The 22,332-nt window shown below is 42.2% G+C and carries 13 protein-coding genes; 6 read left to right on the top strand and 7 right to left on the bottom strand.

Annotated elements, in window-relative coordinates:
• The first annotated feature begins 125 nt into the window (after positions 1–125).
• The 5 genes from NST31_RS14940 to phoU all read left to right on the top strand — a co-directional run bounded on the left by NST31_RS14940 (position 126) and on the right by phoU (position 4,513).
• Positions 126–1,106, top strand: a complete 981-nt coding sequence (locus NST31_RS14940; RefSeq protein WP_077112894.1) for a PstS family phosphate ABC transporter substrate-binding protein — start codon at positions 126–128, stop codon at positions 1,104–1,106.
• Between the two features lie 63 nt (positions 1,107–1,169).
• Complete coding sequence (gene pstC, locus NST31_RS14935; protein WP_083717624.1) at positions 1,170–2,117, top strand: phosphate ABC transporter permease subunit PstC; 948 nt, start codon at positions 1,170–1,172, stop codon at positions 2,115–2,117.
• Positions 2,117–2,995 (top strand): phosphate ABC transporter permease PstA, encoded by an 879-nt coding sequence (pstA, locus tag NST31_RS14930; protein ID WP_077112896.1) that lies wholly within the window; start codon positions 2,117–2,119, stop codon positions 2,993–2,995. The genes pstC and pstA overlap by 1 nt, the downstream gene beginning before the upstream one ends.
• A gap of 30 nt (positions 2,996–3,025) precedes the next feature.
• A complete protein-coding gene (pstB, locus tag NST31_RS14925; protein WP_139345682.1) occupies positions 3,026–3,838 on the top strand; it encodes a phosphate ABC transporter ATP-binding protein PstB in 813 nt (270 codons plus the stop codon).
• An 18-nt stretch (positions 3,839–3,856) separates the two neighbouring features.
• A complete protein-coding gene (gene phoU / locus NST31_RS14920; protein ID WP_077112898.1) occupies positions 3,857–4,513 on the top strand; it encodes a phosphate signaling complex protein PhoU in 657 nt (218 codons plus the stop codon).
• Between the two features lie 225 nt (positions 4,514–4,738).
• Here the strand turns inward: phoU and NST31_RS14915 are convergent, their stop codons facing one another.
• The 4 genes from NST31_RS14915 to NST31_RS14900 are packed head-to-tail and all read right to left on the bottom strand — an operon-like array spanning position 4,739 to position 9,667.
• On the bottom strand, positions 4,739–6,511 hold the full coding sequence (locus NST31_RS14915) for an ATP-binding protein (RefSeq protein WP_339161660.1): 1,773 nt from the start codon (positions 6,509–6,511) through the stop codon (positions 4,739–4,741).
• A 2-nt stretch (positions 6,512–6,513) separates the two neighbouring features.
• Positions 6,514–7,221, bottom strand: a complete 708-nt coding sequence (locus NST31_RS14910) for a response regulator transcription factor (RefSeq protein ID WP_077112900.1) — start codon at positions 7,219–7,221, stop codon at positions 6,514–6,516.
• Between the two features lie 14 nt (positions 7,222–7,235).
• Positions 7,236–9,329 (bottom strand): heavy metal translocating P-type ATPase, encoded by a 2,094-nt coding sequence (locus tag NST31_RS14905; RefSeq protein WP_339161657.1) that lies wholly within the window; start codon positions 9,327–9,329, stop codon positions 7,236–7,238.
• Between the two features lie 17 nt (positions 9,330–9,346).
• Positions 9,347–9,667, bottom strand: coding sequence for a metalloregulator ArsR/SmtB family transcription factor (locus NST31_RS14900; protein ID WP_077112902.1), 321 nt, complete (start codon positions 9,665–9,667; stop codon positions 9,347–9,349).
• A 245-nt stretch (positions 9,668–9,912) separates the two neighbouring features.
• On the opposite strand from NST31_RS14900, the gene NST31_RS14895 reads away from it, so the two are divergent.
• Positions 9,913–10,152 (top strand): 4Fe-4S binding protein, encoded by a 240-nt coding sequence (locus NST31_RS14895; RefSeq protein ID WP_171973952.1) that lies wholly within the window; start codon positions 9,913–9,915, stop codon positions 10,150–10,152.
• 65 nt (positions 10,153–10,217) lie between these two features.
• Here the strand turns inward: NST31_RS14895 and NST31_RS14890 are convergent, their stop codons facing one another.
• The 3 genes from NST31_RS14890 to NST31_RS14880 form a co-directional block, all read right to left on the bottom strand.
• Complete coding sequence (locus NST31_RS14890; RefSeq protein WP_077112904.1) at positions 10,218–13,337, bottom strand: ATP-binding protein; 3,120 nt, start codon at positions 13,335–13,337, stop codon at positions 10,218–10,220.
• A 136-nt stretch (positions 13,338–13,473) separates the two neighbouring features.
• On the bottom strand, positions 13,474–14,646 hold the full coding sequence (locus NST31_RS14885; RefSeq protein WP_339161653.1) for a response regulator: 1,173 nt from the start codon (positions 14,644–14,646) through the stop codon (positions 13,474–13,476).
• 745 nt (positions 14,647–15,391) lie between these two features.
• Positions 15,392–22,009, bottom strand: coding sequence for a SpaA isopeptide-forming pilin-related protein (locus NST31_RS14880; protein ID WP_339161651.1), 6,618 nt, complete (start codon positions 22,007–22,009; stop codon positions 15,392–15,394).
• Positions 22,010–22,332: the final 323 nt, after the last annotated feature.

Raw genomic sequence — 22,332 nt, 5'->3', positions numbered from 1 at the left:
CGATCTTCATTTTCCCTTAATAAAATATTTACAAATCCTTTACATTAGTTTAACCGCACCTTGATAAAGTCCGCTTATGATGATCATGTAGTAAACATCACATAAACACAGGGGGAAAATTATCAATGAAATTGAAGCCCGCATTGGCAACACTCACTTTATCCTTTGGATTGCTGCTCACTGCTTGCGGTAATGGGGACGGCAGCAACTCTGACAACGAGAAAAATTCAAGTGGGAACAATTCAAAAAGCGCGGAAGAACTATCCGGAACAGTCGGTATTGACGGATCATCAACCGTCTTTCCAATCATGGAAGCCGTATCTGAAGAATATGCTGCCGAGCAGCCTGACGTAAAAGCCCCCGTAGGAGTATCCGGAACGGGTGGAGGATTTAATAAGTTCATCGCTGGCGAAACAGATATCAGCAACGCATCCCGGCCTATTAAAGATGAGGAAGCAGCTAAGTTAAAAGAGGCTGGAATAGAATACACGGAATTTAAAATTGCCTATGACGGCCTTTCGGTTGTCGTAAATAAAGATAATGACTTTGTGGACAAACTAACAGTTGATGAGTTGAAAAAAATGTGGTTGGAAAGCGGAAAGGTAAAAACGTGGGCGGACGTCCGTGAAGGATGGCCGGAAGAACCAATTTCTTTCTTCAGCCCAGGAACAGATTCCGGAACATATGACTATTGGAATGAAGTCATTTTGGAAGAAGAGCAAATGAGAAAAGATGCTACTTTATCTGAAGATGACAATGTGCTTGTACAAGGTGTCATGGGAGACAAAGGCGCCATCGCATTTTTCGGTTACGCGTACTACATTGAAAATAAAGACGACCTGAAAATCGTTCCGATTGTAAACAGCAAAGGAGAAGCAATTACTCCTGACAATGACACGATCATGAACGGCGAGTATGAGCCGCTTTCACGTCCACTGTTCTTTTATGTAAACAATAAATCAATTGCTGAAAAAGAACATGTATATGATTACGTAAAATTCGCACTTGAAAATGCAAGTTCTTTATCTGAAGATGTAGGCTATATCAGCCTCCAGGAAAAAGAATATGAGGATGGCTTGGCAAAGTTGGAAGAACTTAAAAAGTAATGTTACAGGTGAGGGGATTGGTATCCCCTCACCTTCACTAATGAATAGATGAGGAGTTTTCCAATGGAACTGAAAAATGAGCAAATCTCCATTGCAAAAATGATTGAAGAAAATAAAAGAAAGAATAAATTTAAACAGGGATTGGCCGAAAAATCCGTTCCGGTTTTTTTGTTTTTAATGGCTATTATCTCTATTTTAACGACCATTGGCATTGTTGCTACACTCCTATTTGAAACCTTCACATTTTTCAGCCGTGTTGACTTTATACATTTTATAACGAGCAAAGAATGGCTTCCCTTTTTTGAAGCGGATCCAAAATATGGCATCATTTCTCTTATATCCGGAACATTGCTCGTTGCCTTGATCGCTGTGATCGTGGCATTTCCGCTTGGCCTCGCAGCTGCTATTTATTTAAGTGAATACGCAAGTGAAAGAGCAAGAAAGGTGATTAAACCGATTTTGGAAGTATTGGCCGGTATCCCTACGATTGTTTACGGTTTTTTTGCACTTACATTTGTAACGCCCGTCCTTCAAAAAATAATCCCTGACCTTAACTTCTTCAATGCTTTAAGTCCGGGAATCGTTGTCGGTATTATGATCATCCCATCTATTGCTTCATTATCGGAAGATGCCATGTCGGCAGTTCCAAGGTCGATGAGGGAAGGGGCATTGGCGCTCGGCTCCACAAAGCTTGAAGTATCTTTGAAAGTCGTATTGCCCGCTGCATTATCAGGCATTATCGCCTCCTTTGTCCTCGGGCTTTCTCGGGCAATAGGTGAGACGATGATTGTAACGATTGCCGGAGGCGCTAAGCCTAACCTCACTTTCGATCCAACAGAAACGATACAAACGATGACCGCCTATATTGTTCAGGTGAGCCTCGGAGATGCTGCCTATGGTTCAACGATTTACTACAGCATTTATGCAGTTGGAATGACACTCTTTGTCTTCACGCTCATTATGAACTTGATTGCTCAATGGATTTCAAGGCGATTTAGGGAGGAATATTAATGGAACTCATCAATAAAGCCGAGGTTAAAAAAAGAATCGGCAGCCGGCTCATAAAAAACACCATTTCCAAATGGCTGTTTATGCTGGCTACGTCGATAGGTTTGATTGTCTTGGCCATCCTCATTTATCGTATAATGAGTCAAGGCATCCGATATTTGGACCTTGATTTTCTGACAAACTTTGCCTCCCGCAAACCAGAAGAGTCTGGAATTAAGGCCGCCATCTTTGGGACCTTGTGGGTGATGGCGATTACCGGGCCGGTCTCGATTATTTTAGGTGTCGGTTGTGCGATTTACCTTGAGTTATACGCGAAAAAAAATCGCTTTACACGTTTTATCCAAGTAAATATTTCCAACTTGGCGGGTGTCCCTTCCATCGTCTTCGGTCTTTTGGGCCTGACGGTTTTTGTAAGGATGTTGGAAATGGGCAGAAGTGTTCTCGCCGGTGGTTTAACCATGAGTTTGTTGATCCTTCCCGTTATTGTCGTAGCATCACAAGAAGCGCTCCGGGCCGTTCCGAAGGATCTTCAAGAAGCCTCCTACGGAATGGGAGCAACGAAATGGCAAACGATTCGTCGCGTCATTTTACCGGCGGCCATTCCGGGAATCTTAACCGGTTCGATCTTGGCATTATCACGTGCAGTCGGTGAAACAGCCCCACTCATTATGATCGGAGCGATGACTTTTATCGCATTTATTCCAGAAAGCATCTGGTCGGGCTTTACCGTTATGCCAATCCAAATATACAACTGGACAAGCAGACCGCAAGCAGAGTTTCATGATGTAGCCGCTGCAGGAATTATTGTCCTTCTGTTCATGCTCATTTTGATGAACTCGATTGCCATTATTATCAGAAACAAGTTTTCAAAACGCTATTAAAACCGAAAGGGAGGACTTTATATGTCGGCTATGACTATAAAGGCAGTACAGAAAGCTCCGGAAACAACCAAAAAAAGCCGTGTTGAACAGAATACTGTTTTTGAAGCTAAAGAATTAAACCTCTGGTACGGAGAAGACCAGGCTTTAAAAAACATCAATATTGCCATTGCCGAAAATAACGTTACCGCCATTATCGGACCATCCGGTTGCGGCAAGTCCACATTTGTCAAATCCCTTAACCGTATGGTCGATTTGATTCCGACTGTAAAAATGTCTGGACAGTTATTATATAGAGATCAAAATATATTAGACCGCAAGTACGGAGTAGAGGAATTGAGAACGAAAGTGGGCATGGTGTTTCAAAAGCCCAATCCGTTTCCAAAATCCATTTATGAAAATGTTATATACGGCCCGGTCATTCACGGCATTCGGGATAAAAAAATTCTCCGTGAAATTGCAGAAAAAAGCTTAAAGGGTGCAGCCCTTTGGAATGAGGTAAAGGACCGCTTACATGAAAACGCCTATGGCCTTTCCGGAGGACAACAACAGCGCCTATGTATCGCGAGATGTTTAGCAGTGGAACCGGATGTTATCTTGATGGATGAACCTACTTCGGCACTTGACCCCATCTCGACAATGAAAGTCGAAGAGTTGGTGCAAGAGCTAAAGCAAAAATACAGTATTATCATCGTTACTCATAATATGCAGCAAGCTGCAAGAATTTCAGATAAGACAGCCTTTTTCCTGAACGGGGAGCTCATTGAGTTCGATGATACTTCCATCATGTTTTCCAACCCTTCCGATCAAAGAACGGAAGACTATATTACCGGACGCTTCGGTTAAAAAAGGAGGACACTTAATATGCTCAGATCCCAGTTTGAAGAGCAATTAAAGGAACTGCACCAACAGCTTCTCACGATGGGCATCATGGTGGAAGAGGCAGTACACAAATCGGTCAAATCGCTCGTTCAAAAGGATATTCCGCTTGCAGAAGCCGTCATTGAAGGCGACAAGCTGATCAACGATGCCGAAGTCAACATTGAAAAATCTTGTTTTTCCTTGATCGCTTTGCAACAGCCCGTCGGGAGCGATTTGAGAAGGATTGCCATGACGTTGAAAGTAGCGACAGACTTGGAGCGTATGGCGGACCACGCCGTCAGCATCGCCAAAGCAACCATTCATTTAAAAGATGAAACCTATGCGAAACCGCTGGTGGATATCCCGTTAATGGCGGAACTCGCCCAAAAAATGCTTCGCGATACGCTCGATGCGTATATCGAAATGAACAAGGATGAAGCCATCGCCATTTCCAAACGGGATGATGAAGTTGATGCTTATTTTAAAAAGATTTTTCTTGATCTGATTGATTTAATGAAAAGTGACCGGGCATCCATAAGCCAATCATCACACCTCTTGCTTGTTGCCCAGTATTTGGAACGAATCGGTGATTACACAACAAACATTTGCGAGTGGATTGTTTATATGGCAGCCGGTAAAATGATCGAACTGAATAATTAAGATATGATGCTTCATCAGCGGTAATTATTATCGGAGCATGTTAACGGCCCCCACTGAGAAGAAGCGAAAATCCGCAATCATTGTTCACCCGCTGCCCGGCTTTAAGCTATGGCGTTTAGACCAATGTTCAGATGTTTTTGGAATGGTTCGTCCCAATGATTAAGTTTGTAGACCAGGAGACTCTCCACAAAAAAAGCCCCGAAAGATTGAATGCTTTCGGGGCCTTTACATGTTTGCTTGTTTTTTCGGGAGGGTCACTGTAAAAATGGTCCCTTCTCCTTCTTCACTTTCTACTTTAATGGAACCATGATGCGATTCTATCAAGTGTTTCACGATGGCAAGACCGAGTCCCGTCCCGCCAGAATCACGCGCTCTTGCCTTATCAACTCTGTAAAAACGCTCAAAAATACGTGGAAGATCTTTTTTCGAGATCCCAATGCCGTTATCTTGAACACGAATATCAACTTCGTTTTCCCTTTCCGAAACGGATACGGAAATCTTTCCGCCCTCAGGCGTATAGACGACCGCGTTGGAGACGAGATTTAAAATAATTTGCTGAATCCGGTCTCTTTCTCCTTCCACCCATACATTTGTGTTGTCAGGAAGTTCAAGCTCAAGCCCTTTTGTCTTCACTTCTTTTCGAATGGTCTCCGCCACGTTACGGATGACTTCCGTCACGTTTACCTCTTCAACTATCGGTGTAACGAGATGCTGTTCAATTTTGGATAGATGTAAAATATCATTGATGAGCCGATGCAGCCGCACACTTTCTTTATGAATAATATTCAAGAAATCGTGGAGCAACTCCTCATCATCCATGGCTCCATCGAGCAGCGTTTCCGCAAACCCTTTAACAGAAGTAATTGGCGTTTTCAATTCATGCGAAACGTTTGCCACAAACTCGCTGCGCATTTTTTCGAGACGCCGGATATCCGTAATATCATGAAGAACCGCAACGATGCCCTTTAATTCGTTCCTTTTTCCAACATAAGGGGCTAAGTGGGCATCCAGTATCCGTTCATCTGGAAAATAAAATTGGATTTCATCTCTAATTTCCTTGCCTTCAAGGAGACATTGATCAATAAGGCGGCTCAGATCAGCGCTTTTTCCCGCCTCTACGTGCAATTTGCCTTTTAGCGTTTCTGGTTCAAGCCCCAGCATGTCCCCCATGGCACGGTTGGCGAGTAAAATCCTTCCGTCCTTATCAACGAGCAGTACCCCGCTTTTCATGTAGGTTAACACACCCATCAGTTGCTGCTCATTTTCCTGGATTTGTTCCATTTGGCTTTTCAAGCTGGCCGCCAATACGTTGATGGCGTTTGCAAGCCGCCCCAGCTCACCTTTTGGCTGCATTCTCACTCTTGCAGAATAATCTTTATCCTTTAACCGTTCGGATACCGTAATCATTTCTTCAATCGGCTTGGCAATCCCTTTTGCCATTCTGACCCCGACGATTGTCGTTAACAGCATCGCTGTAAAAAGAACAAATGTCAATGTGGCTGTCAGGTGCTCGATTGCCTGTTCCACCTTCTCCAAGGATAGTGATGTCCGAACAACACCTTTTACCTGGTCACCTTCAATCATGGGGATCGTGACGTACATCATGTTGTACCCCAATGTTTTACTATAGCGAATCGATATCCCCGAGTCCTTTCCGCTTTTTATAATCTGCCGAACTTCCGGCCTGTCGGCATGATTTTCCATGGCAGAAGGGTTGTCCTCTGAATCGGCAAGCACATGTCCGTCCCGGTCAATCACTGTAATTCGTGAAGTAATGGTCTTGGAAAGCTCTTTTACCTGTTCCTGCAGCCTTACTTCGCTATCAGTGCCCGTGTTAATGGCTCTTACAGTTAATTGCGCCATTTCGTATAGTTGGTCCTTTTTGAGATCCATGTATGTATCCTTTACTTTGTCGGCTATAAAAAAACCGGAAACAAGCAATGCGATAGACATTAATAAAAGAAAAGAAAAAGTAATCCGAAGCCATAATTTTTGCATTGCTATGGTCTCTCCAACTTATAGCCAAAGCCTCGGACCGTTTTGATATATTGCGGCTTACGTGTATCTAATTCAATCTTTTCACGTAAGTTACTAATATGCACGTCGACAATCCGCGAATCACCGACAAAGTCGTAATTCCAGACGGCATCCAACAGCTGCGTGCGATTTAGCACTTTCCCTTCATTTGCGGCAAGATACGCCAGCAGTTCGAACTCTTTTGGAGTAAGCTCAAGTTTTTCTTCCCGCAGAAGCGCTTCATATCTTTCCGGAAAAACGGCCAGCTCTCCAATTTTGTACATCGGTTCACCTTTTTGCTCCACGACAATATTCGGTTCTTCGACCATTTTTGATCGGCGTAATATCGCCTTGACCCGCGCAACGACTTCGCGCGGGCTGAAAGGTTTCGTTAAATAATCGTCAGCGCCCAATTCCAGTCCCAACACTTTATCAAATTCATCGTCACGGGCCGTCAACATTAAAATAGGCGTGTTGATTTTTTCCTGACGAAGCTTCTTGCAAATATCCATGCCATCGATTCCAGGAAGCATTAAGTCAAGAACAATGAGATCAGGCCTTTCCTGCATTGCTTTTTGCAAACCGATTTCGCCATTTCCAGCTGTTGTGACGGAATATCCCGCTTTTTCCAAGTTATATTGAAGAAGTGTGACGATGGATGGTTCATCATCCACGACAAGTACCCGTTCCAATGGTTTTAACCTCCTTACTTTTGCGTGCCGGCTTTGTTTTTGTCAATCAATACGGTCAAGCTGATTAACGTTACAAGGATGGTCGCCCCCATGTCTGAAAGAATGGCGATCCAAAGCGTCAACAATCCCGGAATGGTTAATAATAGAGCTATTATTTTCAAGCCTAACGCGAGAGAAATATTTATTTTAATAATAGTATTTACTCGCTTGGCGATTTTTATGGCTCCCGGCAATTTTCCAAGATGGTCCTGCATGAGGACAATGTCCGCTGTTTCAATGGCGCTGTCCGTTCCTTTCCCCATCGCGATCCCGAGATCGGCAACGGCCAGTGCCGGAGCATCATTAATTCCGTCTCCAACCATGGCTGTTTTTCCTTTTTTGATCAGCTCTTTCATTTTTTCCACTTTCATATGGGGCAGAAGATTAGCGTAATAATGGCTCAGTCCAACGGCGGAAGCTACCTTTTTCGCCGTTTTATCATGGTCGCCTGTCAACATAACGGCATTTTTAACCCCTGCGTCGTATAATTCAGCGACAACTTCTTTACTTTCAGGGCGAATTTCATCAGCAATCCCAAACAAGCCCAAAACTTGCTCGTGATCTGAAACAACGACAATTGTGTACCCGTCGTCTTTTAATTGCTCCAGATCGCTTTGAATTTGCGGTGGAATTTCGTCAAATGGTATGCTCGCTTCGTTCCCCAGTCTGTATGTCTGTCCGGAAATGTTCGCTTCAACTCCCTGGCCGGCAATCGTTTTTAAATCAGTCGGTTCTTCGAGTGGAATAGATTGTTGTTCCACCTTCTCCATTATAGCTTTTGCAAGCGGGTGGGAGGAAGACTTTTCAATTGATCCGGCGATTCTTAACAATTCCTTAATATTCGTATAGGCGATCATTTCTTCTACATGGGGTTCCCCTTTTGTCAACGTACCGGTTTTATCAAATGCAACGGCGTCGACATGCCCAAGCTGCTCCAAAAACACGCCGCCTTTGATCAAAATCCCGTTTCGGGCATTCCGGGTAATACCGGAAATAATGGCAATGGGGGAAGAAATGATCAGCGCGCACGGGCAACCGACAATGAGGACTGCCAAGCCTTGGTAAAAATAACTTCCCCAATCTCCTACGAAAAGCGGGGGAACAATCATCACAATAAGGGCGATCACCATAATAAGCGGAGTGTAATATTTCGCGAACTTGTTAATAAACTGTTCCGTTGGTGTTTTCGTTTCCTGCGCCTCTTCAACAAGATGCAATATTTTGGCAAGGGAGGAATCTTCGTAAGGCTTTGTAATGGTAACTTTCAAAACACCTTCGTTATTAATGCTTCCGCCATATACCGTTTCGCCGGGTGTTTTTTCAACAGGCATCGCTTCCCCCGTAATGGCTGCTTCGTTCACCGAACTTCTTCCTTCTGATACAACACCGTCGGAAGGAATTTTTTCACCCGATTTCACGAGAACCACATCTCCGGCTTGCAAATCGGCGATCGGGATTACTCTTTCTTCTTTTCCGGAAAGCAGTATCGCTTCTTTCGGAGCCACCTTTAACAGTGTTTCCATTGATTTGCGCGCCTTTTCCATTCCCAGGCCTTCCAAGTATTCATTGATGCCAAAAAGGATCGCAACAAGCGTACCCTCTTTCCATTCACCGATTCCAAAAGCCCCAATGAGGGCAATTGTCATAAGCGTATCAATGTTAAATTTGAACGCTACCAGGTTTTTGAGGCCTTTTATAAACGTTTTATAGCCGCTGATGGCTGCAGCAGCGACGTAAATACCGGCCGCAGCAACAGTCGGAATCATGTTTTCCAGGGCAATGGCAAGCGCAAATAAAACCGCTGAAAGACCTATAAAATAGAGTAGCTTGCGCCCACTTCCGTGATCATGGTCGTCATGTGTGCTGTCACTTGATTCACGGACAATGGAAGCGCCGTCGCTTGCCAATATTTTTTCCACTTTATGCAAGGCGACTTCATCGGAAACGACTAATTTACTAGAATTGAACATTATTTTAGCATTGTCACCATGATCCAACTTTTGAATTTCCTCTTCCATCTCCCTGGCGCAATTTGCGCAGGAAAGACCTTTAAGGCGATATTCAGCCATGCATATAACCTCCCTCATTAATGCCTTGCGTGGTCAATCGTCTGTTCAAGTATTTTTACAACATGTTCATCATCATGTGAATAATACATGCTCGTGCCTTCTCTGCGATATTTAACGAGCCGCAAATTTTTTAAAAATCGAAGCTGATGGGAAACTGTTGACTGTTGAAGATGAAGCGCCTCAGCGATTTGGTTTACTGAACGTTCCCCTTCCGACAACAAATGCAAAATCCGAATTCGAGTCGGATCTCCCAATGCCTTGAATGTTTGGGAAACAATAAATAATGTTTCTTCATCAAGTTCATCATGCTCATCATGGTTATCATTTTTACGTTCCATTTATAACACACTCACCTTTTATATGATCATATGTTCATATTCCAATCTTAATACATTCATGTTCCATATGCAACCAATCTGTTAAAATTGCTGAAAAAATGCTCCTACTTATTGGTAATTCAGCCCGATTCATTGAAAACAAGCCTCATGTTTGCTATATTAGCAGTAGTTTCATTTTCTCTACCGTTTGAACCGCACAAGCTGCGAACTATTTCATATACATTAAATAAAGGGTGGGTTATCGAATGTCATATGTCATTACAGCTCCTTGCGAAGGTGAAAAATTCGGCGAATGCGTAGACGTTTGTCCGGTCGACTGTATAGAAGAAGGGGAAAAAATGTTTTACATTGATCCCGATATTTGCATCGACTGCGGCGCATGCCAAGCCGTTTGTCCCGTGGAAGCCATTTATCACGAAGAGGAATTGCTCCCGGAAGACCAAGTTTATTTGGAAAAAGCGAAGGAATTTTTCGCATCAAGGTAATGCTTCAATAAAAGGTGGAGAAAACGAATCATCGTTTTTCTCCACTTTTTTGGGGCTAAAAAAGACTACGACTCTTGATGAATCTCCGTTGATGTTTGCAAGTGTTGGTTACTCACTGTAAAAGAAACCTTTGTCCCCAAACCGGGGGTGCTTTGAATATGCAGTCCCCTTCCAAAATGGCGCTTTAAGCGCATGTCGGTATTAATTAGACCAACTCCCGACTGGCCGCTTTTCTTTCTATCCATTATTTGCCGCAATTTATCATCTTCCATTCCGACCCCATCATCTTCAACGGATATGTCCACCTGCTTTTCGTTTTGGGAAATCCGAATCATTATTTTCCCGCCACTGATCCGTTTCATAATGCCGTGCCTGATCGCATTTTCTACTAAAGGCTGGATCGTCAGGAATGGGATTTTCAAGTCATTATATTCGTCTATTTCCCAAACAACTTGCAGCCTGTCTTGAAAACGCACCTGTTCAATGTACAAATAAGAGCGCACGATGCTTAACTCCTCTTCAACTGGAATCAGCGCATCCATATGTTGAAATTGAAATTTATTTCTTAAATAATGGCTAAAATGATCAAGCAAATCACGCATTTTATCCAAATCAATTTCACTTAACGCTGTTACCGCGTTTAACGTGTTAAATAAAAAGTGAGGCTGAATTTGTGCCTGCAGCCAGGCGGATTCCAATTGCAACTGTTCCCGCACAACTTGTTTAATCATCGCCAATGCCTCAATCCGTGATCTTATTTCCAGCGCTTCAACCGGCTTTGTTACATAGTCGTTTGCACCAGCCAAAAATCCACTCTGAATATCCTCTGCCCGGCTTCTCGCCGTAAGCAGTAAAATGGGAAGCTCGGTAAGAGAAAACCGCTTGCGGATAATCTGAGTTAACTCATACCCTGACATTTGGGGCATCATGACGTCCGATATGACCAAATCCCACTCTTTCTCGCCCAATATGGCCAGCGCTTCTTTTCCGCTCGTAACCATCGTCACATCGTATTCTTCCGGAGGTAAAATGGCTTCAAGCACTTGGAGGTTTACTGGATCATCATCCACTATTAAGATGACCGGACGATTAAGCGCAGTGTCCCCTAATGGAGGTCGCTTGACAACAGGCGAGATGTCGAGCTTGGTCCAATCAAGCGAAGTTTTTTCCTGAATCGGGACGGACTGTTCAAATGATCCGGAGACATCGCCCGCTTCCTTCTCTTTTACACTGGCTAATTTTAGAGAAAATGTAAATGTGGAGCCTTCTCCCAAGGCAGAAGACACTTCCAGTTCTCCTCCATGAAGTTCGACCAATTGTCTGCTTATACTTAATCCCAGCCCAAAGCCGCCTTCAATCATCGTCTTACCGGAATTTGCTTGCTCATAAGGATTAAACAAACGCTTTAGCATGGCTCTATCCATTCCGACCCCGGTATCCGCAATCACGATAAAACCTCTTCCTTCTTTTACAAAGCCCCGAATGGTAATTTGACCTTCATTCGTATATTTGACCGCATTATGAAGCAAGTTGAATACAATTTGAACGACCCGATTTTCATCCGCATATACGGGAGGGAAATCTTCGGAAATTTGATTCACAATCTTCACGGGCTTGAACTCTACCATAAAGTGGAGCATATCCAGCACCCCTGTGATGATGGGCTGAATGGCGATGACTTTTTTCTGCAGCCGCGGATTGCCTTCCTGAAGACTCATTACATCCAGCAAATCATTTAATATGAGTGTCATCCGCCGCCCGACAGATAAAATCGTTTCGAGTTCTTTCACACTTCTTTCCTGCAGCATATCCCGTTCCCTTTTTAAGACAGTTTGTGACATGTTTAAAATGCCATGGAGCGGATTTTTAAATTCATGTGAAGTGTTTGCCAAAAATTGATCCTTATGATCATTCATCCTTTGTAATGCAGCGGCAAGCTCCCTTGTGTCGGCGTGCATTTTAAAATAATCCTTAAACCATACAGACGCAAAACAGGCGATCGAAATAAACAGATCAAACGGATAGTGGGCAACACTAATACCATTTTCCCGCCAGCCGATTGCCCAAATAAAATGGTGGATGAGAGCAGTAAGTGAAAAAAGCAGCAACAGATTAGCTTTGATATCCTTGATGAACTTTTGCATGATGGCAATCCCCGTGATCACGACTGCAACTCCCACCAATACAAAATAAACCGGGAAGATCATTATCACTTGGGGTGGGGTTAACAACAACGTTATACCGGCAATGCCCAAGGTGCTGACAGTATAAATACGATAAATCTTGCGCCAATACGGAAGTAACCGATGATCGGTACATTCAAGCAACGCATAACATCCGATGAGTACAGCTGCATTCGCCAAGCGAAAATCCCATTCATACCCTATGTAAAAAACTTGGTGAAACAGTTTCTCATCATTACTGAATAAATTTCCCAATGCCACACAAAGTGTAAGTAAAGAAAAGAATAATAGCTTCTTTTCCCGATTTCCCAGAAAAAACAAAATAAGAGAATAGACAGAATGTATCAAGAACATTATCGCAGTCAAAAGCTGCATGGAGGAAGATAGTTTCATTTCCTTGGCAATGGCTTCTTCCGTACCGAACTTAATCGAGCGAATGATGCCGCTGCCTCGTATATCCGCATAATTTGCGGCTTGAATGACGATTTCTATGACGCCCTTATCATCCGCTGTAAAAGTAGTGGAATAGGGTAAATTTTTCGCAATATATTCCTCTTGATGTTTTGCCACTTTCCCGGATTTGGCCAGCAGACGCCCATTCACATATACTTCCGAAGAACTGCGTACACTTGGTACACGGATGCTATAATTCAGATCCTTTTTTTCCGGATTGACAAGAACACGCAATCGATAGGTGGCAAAACCATACGGCGAGTGCAATACTTCATTCCATTTACCCGGAACTTGAATAAGCTGTGGCGCCGCATTGCCCAGTCCCGGTTGCCGCTCTTCGTCCATCAACAAGCTTGATGGATAAAACTCCCAATCACCATCCAATAAAAGAACTTCACCGTCCTCTGCATCCCAATTACGCAAATCTAATTGCCCATTTTCAACTGGCCGCTGCTTTTGATCCCGAAATAATTCCATCCAAAAAATCCGCGAACTTGATAAAACGATCAAAAGTAAGCCCAGCATAAGTAAAATATGTCTTTTCTTCATACAAGATTTGGCCTTCTCCCTGCCAAACTCCCCGCCTCTCAAATGATTTTTTACACTTGTAAGCCGGCTCACATCCGCAACGGAAGATGAGGTGATCGCCCGCTATTGCACAACGAAAAATAAACAATGAATGCCATTAAAGACTGCGGCATTCATTGTTTCCATCTCCGTTTTTATGTCTATTCATTTCTGATTTCCATTTCTCATACCACTTTTCAATTGTAGGTTTGGGTTTCATGTCATATTCTTCTTTTAGCATGTTCCGTAAATGTTTGTATTGTTGTTCAACTGAGTGATGATCCCCGAGTAAATCATACAGCTTCATCAGCATGAAATAGCTGCTATCCACATATGGATGTAATACTTGTACTCGCCGATAAAGTAAAATCGCTTCCGTGTACTTACCATTAGAAACGAAGTGATCCGTCATCATATTGATGTAGTGAAGCCATAAAATCCTTAACCTTTCCCGCTCGCTCTCCGCCCACAAATAACCTTCTTCGGCCAAATAGTCCCCTCGATATAATGTCATTAAGTTTTGGTGCTTGACAACATTTTCATCGCTTCCAGAAGTTAATGCAGCCATTCCATTCTGCCACTCATCTACGTCAAGCTTGACTTCATTTAATTCCAGCACGTAGCTATGATCGAGACTGGAAATCGTAATATTCATTTGAATAGCGCTTAATGTTCGACGAATTTGATAAATAGCGGCGTACAGTTGCGCATAACCTTTTTTATCGTCAACCTCGGGCCAAAGCATATCTAGCAAAATATCTTTACGTACTGGACGCCCGCGATGCTGGATTAAAAAAGAAAACAATTCCCGGGCCTTGGATGTTCTCCAGTACACGTCAACAAATTCAGAATCCCACATTGATCTCTTAAATTGTAAAGTTTGAAAACAGCAAACGATACCTGAACCATCGGATGAAACTGCTTGTGAAGGAACCCTTTTCTTTAATCGGCGAACGGTTTCAACAAGCCGCGTCCTCTGAACAGGCTTGATAACATAATCCATGGCATTGATTTCAAAGGCTTTTACAGCATATTCATCATAAGCTGTCACGAATACGACTAATATTTCAGGATAAGAGCTTTGAATCTGTTCCGCTATTTCAATTCCGTTTATTTCCGGCATATCTATATCGAGAAAAATAACATCAGGGCGTTCTCTTAGTGAGGCCTCCAGTGCCCGGAATGGATTTTGGAATTTTCCAACTATTTCAACACCAGAGATTTTCACGAGTAAATGTTCCATGTGCTCAAGAGCTAAGGCTTCGTCATCAACTAGAATAACTCTCAACATTACAGCCACCTTTTTAATGTAAATTAAGTAAGAAAGCCGGGTAATGATTCCACTGGTTTGGCATAAGCTTCTTCTACATATCAAGCATGGATAACAAATTGCACCTACAATATTTTTCAATTAAAAGCATGACCATCCGCAAGGAGAAAATTCCGTTTTGTTTTTGATCATACATGTACATTCACCGCTGAGCATTTTTACTTGAAGTCCGTCACTCGTTTAGAATGTTCCAGGCCAGTGAAAAATCGTATCCCGATGTCCTGACCAAACCATTTGCCCTTCCTTCACCGCCCCTAACCTTTAACTAGAAACAGCGTCCTCCACTTTCTACAATTCTTTGGGCAACTCGAAACACTTCGGTTTTATCTCCAAATGTGCTTTGAAAGGAAGACATTCATTGTATAAAACTAGTTTTTCCACCCGAGCTAAAGGATATGATGAACTTCAAAGGTAAAAGCCGCTATATCTAAAAAAGCTCAAGCCAACGAAGATCAATGATGTTGCAATGCACCTTTTTTGATGTTGATGAACAACAGGAAGTTGGGAAATTTATATCTTCATCTTGAAATTGAAATAGTAAATGTACAGTTATTATACCATAAATTGTATAGTTCATTTCTTAAAATAAATGTTTATATACTTGGGAAACTTTCATGAAGAATGTCGAGGTGTGTCTGACCGTATGAAGTGGCAAATAGAAGTAATGGCTTCCATATACTATACTAGCATATGGAAGCACTTCAGTTTATTCTTGGCGATTTCTTCTAAATCTAGTGAGAGTAATGCCAACTAGTAGAAGAATCAGTCCTGCTGCTGCATATTGGAATATGGTTGTAGCAGTATTTGGGAGCTTCGTCCCGCTATTTTGTTTTTCTGGATGCTGTATTGGGTTGTTTGGTTTATCTGGTCGGACTGGAGTATCAGAATCGTTTTGCTCTCCTATATCAACCGGAACTTTCGTATTCGTTACTTGGATCTTTAATCGCTCTTCCTGACCTTTTTCAATTGTAAATGGTACTGGTTCCGTTCGTTTTTGATAGCCTTTAGGTGCTTCCGTTTCAACAAACTGATAATCACCAGGTTTCAAGCTGTCGACTATGATTTTTCCTTGTTTATCTGTTGTTAAACCTGCTTGAAGTGTACGACCTGCTTTATCCTGCAACTCAAATTCTGCTCCAGGCAGCGTCAATGCCTGATCATCTTTATCGATCTTAGTTAACTCCACTGCACCTGGAGTTAACTCGTTGACCGCTGTGAGGCGCAATACCTCTTTTTGTCCTTTCACAATTTCAAAGACGAGCGGTGAAGCATCGAGTTTGTAATGTTCGGGTGCTTTTGTTTCTACAAGTTGGTATTGTCCCGGTTTTAAATTGCTTACGATCAGCTTGCCACTTTCATTTGTCATCAAGCCTTCTTGAAGCGTTTTGCCATTGGCATCTTGAAGCTCAAACTCCGCGCCTTCCAAAGTTAACTCGTCATTGTCTTTATCAACTTTGAGCAATTGGACTGAGCCTGTCGCAAGATCATTTTGCGCAATTACGTTTACTGCCTCTGTTTGGCCTTTTTCAATCGTGAATGCGATTGGGGTCGGGTCCAAATGATAGCCAAAAGGCGCTTTCGTTTCCACAAACTGGTACTTGCCCGGTTTTAAATCTTTGACGGCAATTATGCCTTCCTTGTTTGTCGATAGGCCGGACTGAAGCGTTTTGCCGTTGGCATCCTGAAGCTCAAACTCCGCGCCTTCCAATGTTAACTCGTCATTGTCTTTATCGACTTTGAGCAATTGGACTGAGCCTGTCGCAAGAGCATTTTGCGCAATTACGTTTACTGCCTCTGTTTGGCCTTTTTCAATCGTGAATGCGATTGGGGTCGGGTCCAAATGATAGCCAAAAGGCGCTTTCGTTTCCACAAACTGGTACTTGCCCGGTTTTAAATTGCTTACGATCAGCTTGCCACTTTCATTTGTCATCAAGCCTTCTTGAAGCGTTTTGCCGTTGGCACCCTGAAGCTCAAACTCCGCGTCGGCCAATGGAGCCTTGTTATTGTCGCCATCCACCTTTGTCAATTCCACTGATCCTGGCACCAATTCATTTTCTGCTGTCAGTTTAATCCATTCTACATCTGCTTCCGTTTTACTTTTGGCAATTGTAAATGTGATTGGCGTGTTGTTTGATTTATAGCCAAATAGCGGTTTTGTTTCGACAAATTGATAGTTGCCCGGCTTTAAGTCTTCTATGACGACTTTTCCGTCTTTGTCTGTTGTTAAGCCTTCTTGAAGGGTTTTGCCGCTAGCATCTTGCAATGCAAATTCTACCCCATGTAATGGTGCGTTCTTGTTGTCTTTATCAACCTTCGTTAATTCCACTTTACCGCGGATGAATTCATTTTCAGCCGTTACCTTCAATGTTTCTTTTTGGCTTTTGCCGATTTCAAATGGTATTGGCTTTGCTGTAAGTTGATAAAAATCAGGCGCTTTTGTTTCAATGAATTGGTACTTGCCTGGTTTCAAGTTTTGTACAACGAGCTTGCCTTCGGCATTCGTAGTCAAGCCTTCTTGGAGGTCCGTTCCTTCTGCCGTCTGCAACTTGAATTCCGCACCGGATAATGACAAGTCTTTGCGATCTTTATCCACTTTTATCAATTCTACAGAGCCTGGTATCAGTTCGTTATATGCCGTGATTTTGAGCATTTCTTTTTGGCCTCTGACAATCTCAAATGCAAGTGGAGTAGAATCCAAGAGATAATGTTCGGGCGCTTTCGTTTCAACAAGCTGGTATTTGCCCGGTTTTAATCCTTTCACGATCAGTTTTCCTTCCTGATCCGTTTTTAACCCTGCCTGAAGATCTATTCCATCTGCCGTCTGCAACGTAAATTCCGCACCGGATAAAGGGAGTGCTTTGTTGTCTTTATCCACTTTCGTCAACTCGACAGCTCCTGGCGCCAATTCATTTTCAACTGTCACAAGAAGGATTTCTTTTTGGCCTTTCTCAATTTCAAACGGCAGTGGCTTGGAATCAAGCGCATAATCTTTAGGTGCTTTCGTTTCAACAAATTGATACTTGCCCGGTTTCAAATCTTTAACGATGAGCTTTCCATCCTCATCAGTTGTTAAGCCCGTTTGCAGCACCTTGCCCGCCGCATCTTGTAACTCGAACTCTGCACCAGCCAGTGTCATTTCCTTGTTATCATGATCAACCTTGATTAACTCGACTGAACCTGGTATCAATTCGTTATCTACTGTTACTTGTAACGCTTCTTGTTGTCCTTTTTTAATTTCGAATGGAATTGGTGAAGAATCCAGGCCGTAATGTTCGGGTGCTTTCATTTCAACAAATTGATATGGACCCGGCCGTAAATCTTTTACAATGAGTTTGCCATTTTTATCTGTTGTTAAACCTTCTTGGAGAATATTGCCTTTCTCATCCCGAAGTTGAAATATGGCACCTGATAATACAGTTTCTGGATCGTCTTGATCTACCTTTGTTAATTCAACCGCTCCTAAAACGATTTGATTTTCTGCTGTTTTCCTGACAATTTCTGTTTGCTTTTCATCTATTTTGAATGAAATGGGTTCAGGGTTGAGTTGATAACCTGATGGAGCTTTTATTTCAATAAATTGATAATCTCCTGGTTCAAGCTCTTCTTTAAAAATGCCCCCTTGTTCATCGGTTGTTAGTTCTGCCACTTTTTGATATTTGTCTCCGACCTTGCGCTGGAGTTCAAATACCGCACCGGCTAACGTTTCTTTCGTTTCTTGATCTATTTTCATTAATTCAACGGCATGAACGATCTTCTTGTTTTTCACCGTTATTTGGTTGTTCTCTTTGGAGTCGATCTTGACGGTTTTGCTGTCCTGGATGCCGACAACATATCCATCCGGCGCTTTGTCTTCTTTTAAAATATAATCGTTGTACAGCAAGTTCTTGAATACCGCTTTGCCGTCTTCACCAGTTGTCAGCGTGCGAATGGCAATGTTTCCTTCGTTGTCATATAAAGTGAACGTCGCTCCTTTTAGCGCGTCTCCTGTGGAAGCATCCACTTTCGTCACTTCCAGGCTGCCCGTTTCGCCACTGCCGCTTCCAGAACCGCCGGTTATTTTTACGACGATTTTTTCTTCAGAATCCGTTACTTCAGTAGTGATCTGCTTACCGTCAAATGAAGTTTTATTGGTTATTTCATCTCCATTTCGAGCATTGATGTATGACTGATATTCCAAAATATAGGCTTTATCAATGTCGTTGAGGAATTTTATTTCAAAGGTTTGCTTGCCTTCATCATCTGTTTTAATGTCAAGGGTGTAATCTTCCCCTCGCTTCAGTTCATTTTCGGGATCCTTTGTCACCGTGCCATTTTCAGCAATTTTAGTGCCGTATAAATGGAATGAATTTTCCAGCAAGATTTGATTAGGACTTGGATCATCGGTTAATGTTGCATCTGAAACTTTCGATTGCCCAAAGTTGATATTGACTTTCCAGTCAATCACCTTTCCATTTTGAGCTCCCGATTTATGTGTATATTCCCCGCCATGAGCGACAGATACTTTCGCATCAAGACTGGTAATTTCATTATCACCGTTGAAAAGCTTCGCTGTGTTATTATATTCCTTTTGGATCAGTTGATCTTGAAGACTTGTTTTATACGTAATCCAGTACGGTGTATCAATATCTCCATTGAAGTTGATTTTAAACCCTGGATTTCCGTTTTTATCTTCAACATTTTCAATGGTAAAATCCTCACCAAGAGTCAGCAGGGCGCCTTTTTCAACTCCGTTTGCCGAACCATCCAGCTTCATCTCATAGACTTCAATGGAGTCTTTCACCAATTTCTGGTTACCCAGGATATAATCAGTCACCAAAGCATTTTCGACTTTCTTCAGATTGTAGTTAAGGCCGATATTCCAGGTAATTTCTTTGGTAACCGCATTGTACGACCCATTTTTAAAGCCATTGCCTTTTGTATAATGATCCGGATCAAACTCTGCCGTACCATCTTTGTGTTTTTCTTCTCCATCCTTATCTTGCCAAATGATTGTTGCTTTATTTTGGAAAGCCTTTTTTCCATTTTCTCTCGCATCATAATCAAATTTTGTTTGATACTCGATAAAATGCGGAATTGAAATATCATGAACAAATTCGATTGTAAAGCCATCAGCTTCTTCAATTAAATGATAGTCTTCACCCTTGACTAACGTTTTTTCAGCATTTGTGATCCTCAACGTATCAGGCTGAAACGTCAGCCCCTTATTAGAAAAAACATCCTTTAATTTTACATTTTTCATCAGGTGGCTATCATTGTTGAATGAAATTCCCCACGTAGTCGTTTTCTTTTCGTAATCTGTTTCAGGATGATTTGGGTAATTGGCTTTAATCAAAATTTGCTGGTGAATATCTCTTGATCCTTCACCCTCTTTACCTTCTCCCGTCACCACTTTATTGGTAATATTCTCCCAATCGAATACGCGGTCAGTCGCTTTGGTTTTATAAATAATTTTATAAGCGGAATCGATATCCTCCTTAAATGTAAGTTCAAAACCGTTTTGATTTTCCGTGGATGTTGGCGTTACCGAGAAACTTTCAACCTTCTCTGTACCCGCCTCATTTCCATCTTCACCAATGGTTACTTTATAAACTTCGAAAGAATCTGAAATGAGCCCTTGACTTTTATTGAAAAAGTCTTGTAAAAAGGCATCTTTTTTGGAAATCGATTTTTCATTATAGTTGTATAGAATTTCCCATGTGATCGTTTGTGTTTGTTGATCGTAATGTGTTGATTTTTTGGATATTGGCTTTCCACGGTTCACTGATACCGTTGCACTTGCAGGAAGGCTTACATCATCCCCTGTCAATACTGCCTCATTTTTATATTTGGTTCCGTCTTGATCGGTAATATCTGTTACAAACACAACTCGATAGGCGGAATCAATTTGTTTTGCTTTGAACCGAACCAGAAAATCGCTGCCCGCTATTTTTTCTATGGCATATTCACCCGGGTCCATCAAATCCCCTTGTACCACACTTCCATCCAGTTGGACATCCAGTTTGTAAACTTTGATCGAATCAGCTTGCAGCCTTTGCCCTGTTTGGATCGGATCACGGAGAACAGCATTTTGTATCTTCTTTAATTGTTTGTTAAAATCAACTGTCCATTCAATCGATTCTGCGTTATAGGCTTGATTTGGTATTCCCTTTTTATCAATTTCCGGACCCGGTTTTGGCTGAAAGTGTACGGGAATGCTGATGGTGTCCCCATCTTTTATTGGGAACACAATCTCTTGTTCGACGCTTCCTTTCCAGTCTTCCCTGAATTCCGTCCATAGCTTCAACGAACCTTCAATATTGGAATGTTTTTTTATTTCCTCGTTAAAAACCATGGTTATCGTGCCGTCGGTTTTGACCGTAAATGTTCCCATATTGATACCACCAAATATCAGCGGTTCATTTTCGAGGTCATTATATACTTTAAATATTTCTGGAAGTTGAAATGTAAAAGTTGACCCGGCTCCATACCCATGATTATTTTCAAGCTTCCATGTATATTCTATTCCCACTGTCGATCCCAAACTTGGACGATAATTCGGATTCTCTTCCGCATGAATGATATTTCCATCTTCATCCCTCAAGGAAACCGATGTTAAAATATTTTCTGTTATTTCTGAAGCAGCTCCGGCGTTCATTTGTGCTCGGACGGTTGCTTTGCTACTCGTTATATCGCTTGCTTCAGCCGTCTTACTGTTTGATTTGCTATTCGCTTCATTCTCGTTCTCCACTCTCGTGGGTTCCGTTTTTTGCTCTCTATCAGAGCCTGGTGCAGCATTTGTCTTGTCATGATTCTCCTCTGCTGAATCGGCTAGAAATGATACGTTCAATACGTGAGCTATTTCTTGAATGACAAATTCAATGGAAGCTGTATCTTTTCCTTTCAAGATCTCCTGATTGAAGGCAGCCTGAATACGAAGTGTTCCTTGGGCATTTTCACGATTTTCAACCTTGTCATGAAAAGTCAGAGCGACCGTTCCATCTGTTTTCACTTGAAAAGAACCAATGTCGCCATTTGTTCCCAGTAATGAACCCTGTTGCTCCCTCACAACTTTCAATTCACGGGGAATGGCAAACGTATAAGTTTCCCCTACTTGAACAGCTTCTGTATATGACCAGTCGAACTGTATATTTACGACGTCATCTTTGTTTACTGCATGACTTGAATCCATCATCTTTCCTTCTTCATCAAACAGAGTCACCTTTGAGATCAAGTCTTGTTCCAGCTTTTCAGCGCTCTTTATTTCAGGCGAATTGGAAAAGCCGCTTAAAAAAGTTTGAGAGAGAAGCAGGAATAACAAGGCAATATGCCCAATCTTTTTCCCCATTTCAACATAATCCCCCTAACAAAAATTTTTTCCTTGAATGTTTTTTGAAATCAGACATCATAACTATTCATTTGATAAAATCGCCTCCTTCGGCACATCATTTCGAAATGAGAAAGTGGGAAAATCTCTACACTCTTTGATGGGGGAAAAACACGGAAGCTCATTCAGAAGGTCAGCTTTTACACCAAATCCCAAGTCTCTGCTTTCTCGCTTTCTTAAAGACGAAGGATTTCTGCTTGATGTCTAAAGTGCCCCCATCTAGATCGGTGTCAAAAGCCAAGTCGTTGGAGAGATCTAAAACGAATAAACAGTTTGAACTACTG

This window comes from Siminovitchia sp. FSL W7-1587 (assembly GCF_037963795.1).
GTDB classification, from domain to species: Bacteria; Bacillota; Bacilli; order Bacillales; family Bacillaceae_C; genus Siminovitchia; species Siminovitchia thermophila.
The sequence above is the reverse complement of the archived record's forward strand: the minus strand, read 5'-3'. Positions and strand labels throughout refer to the sequence as shown.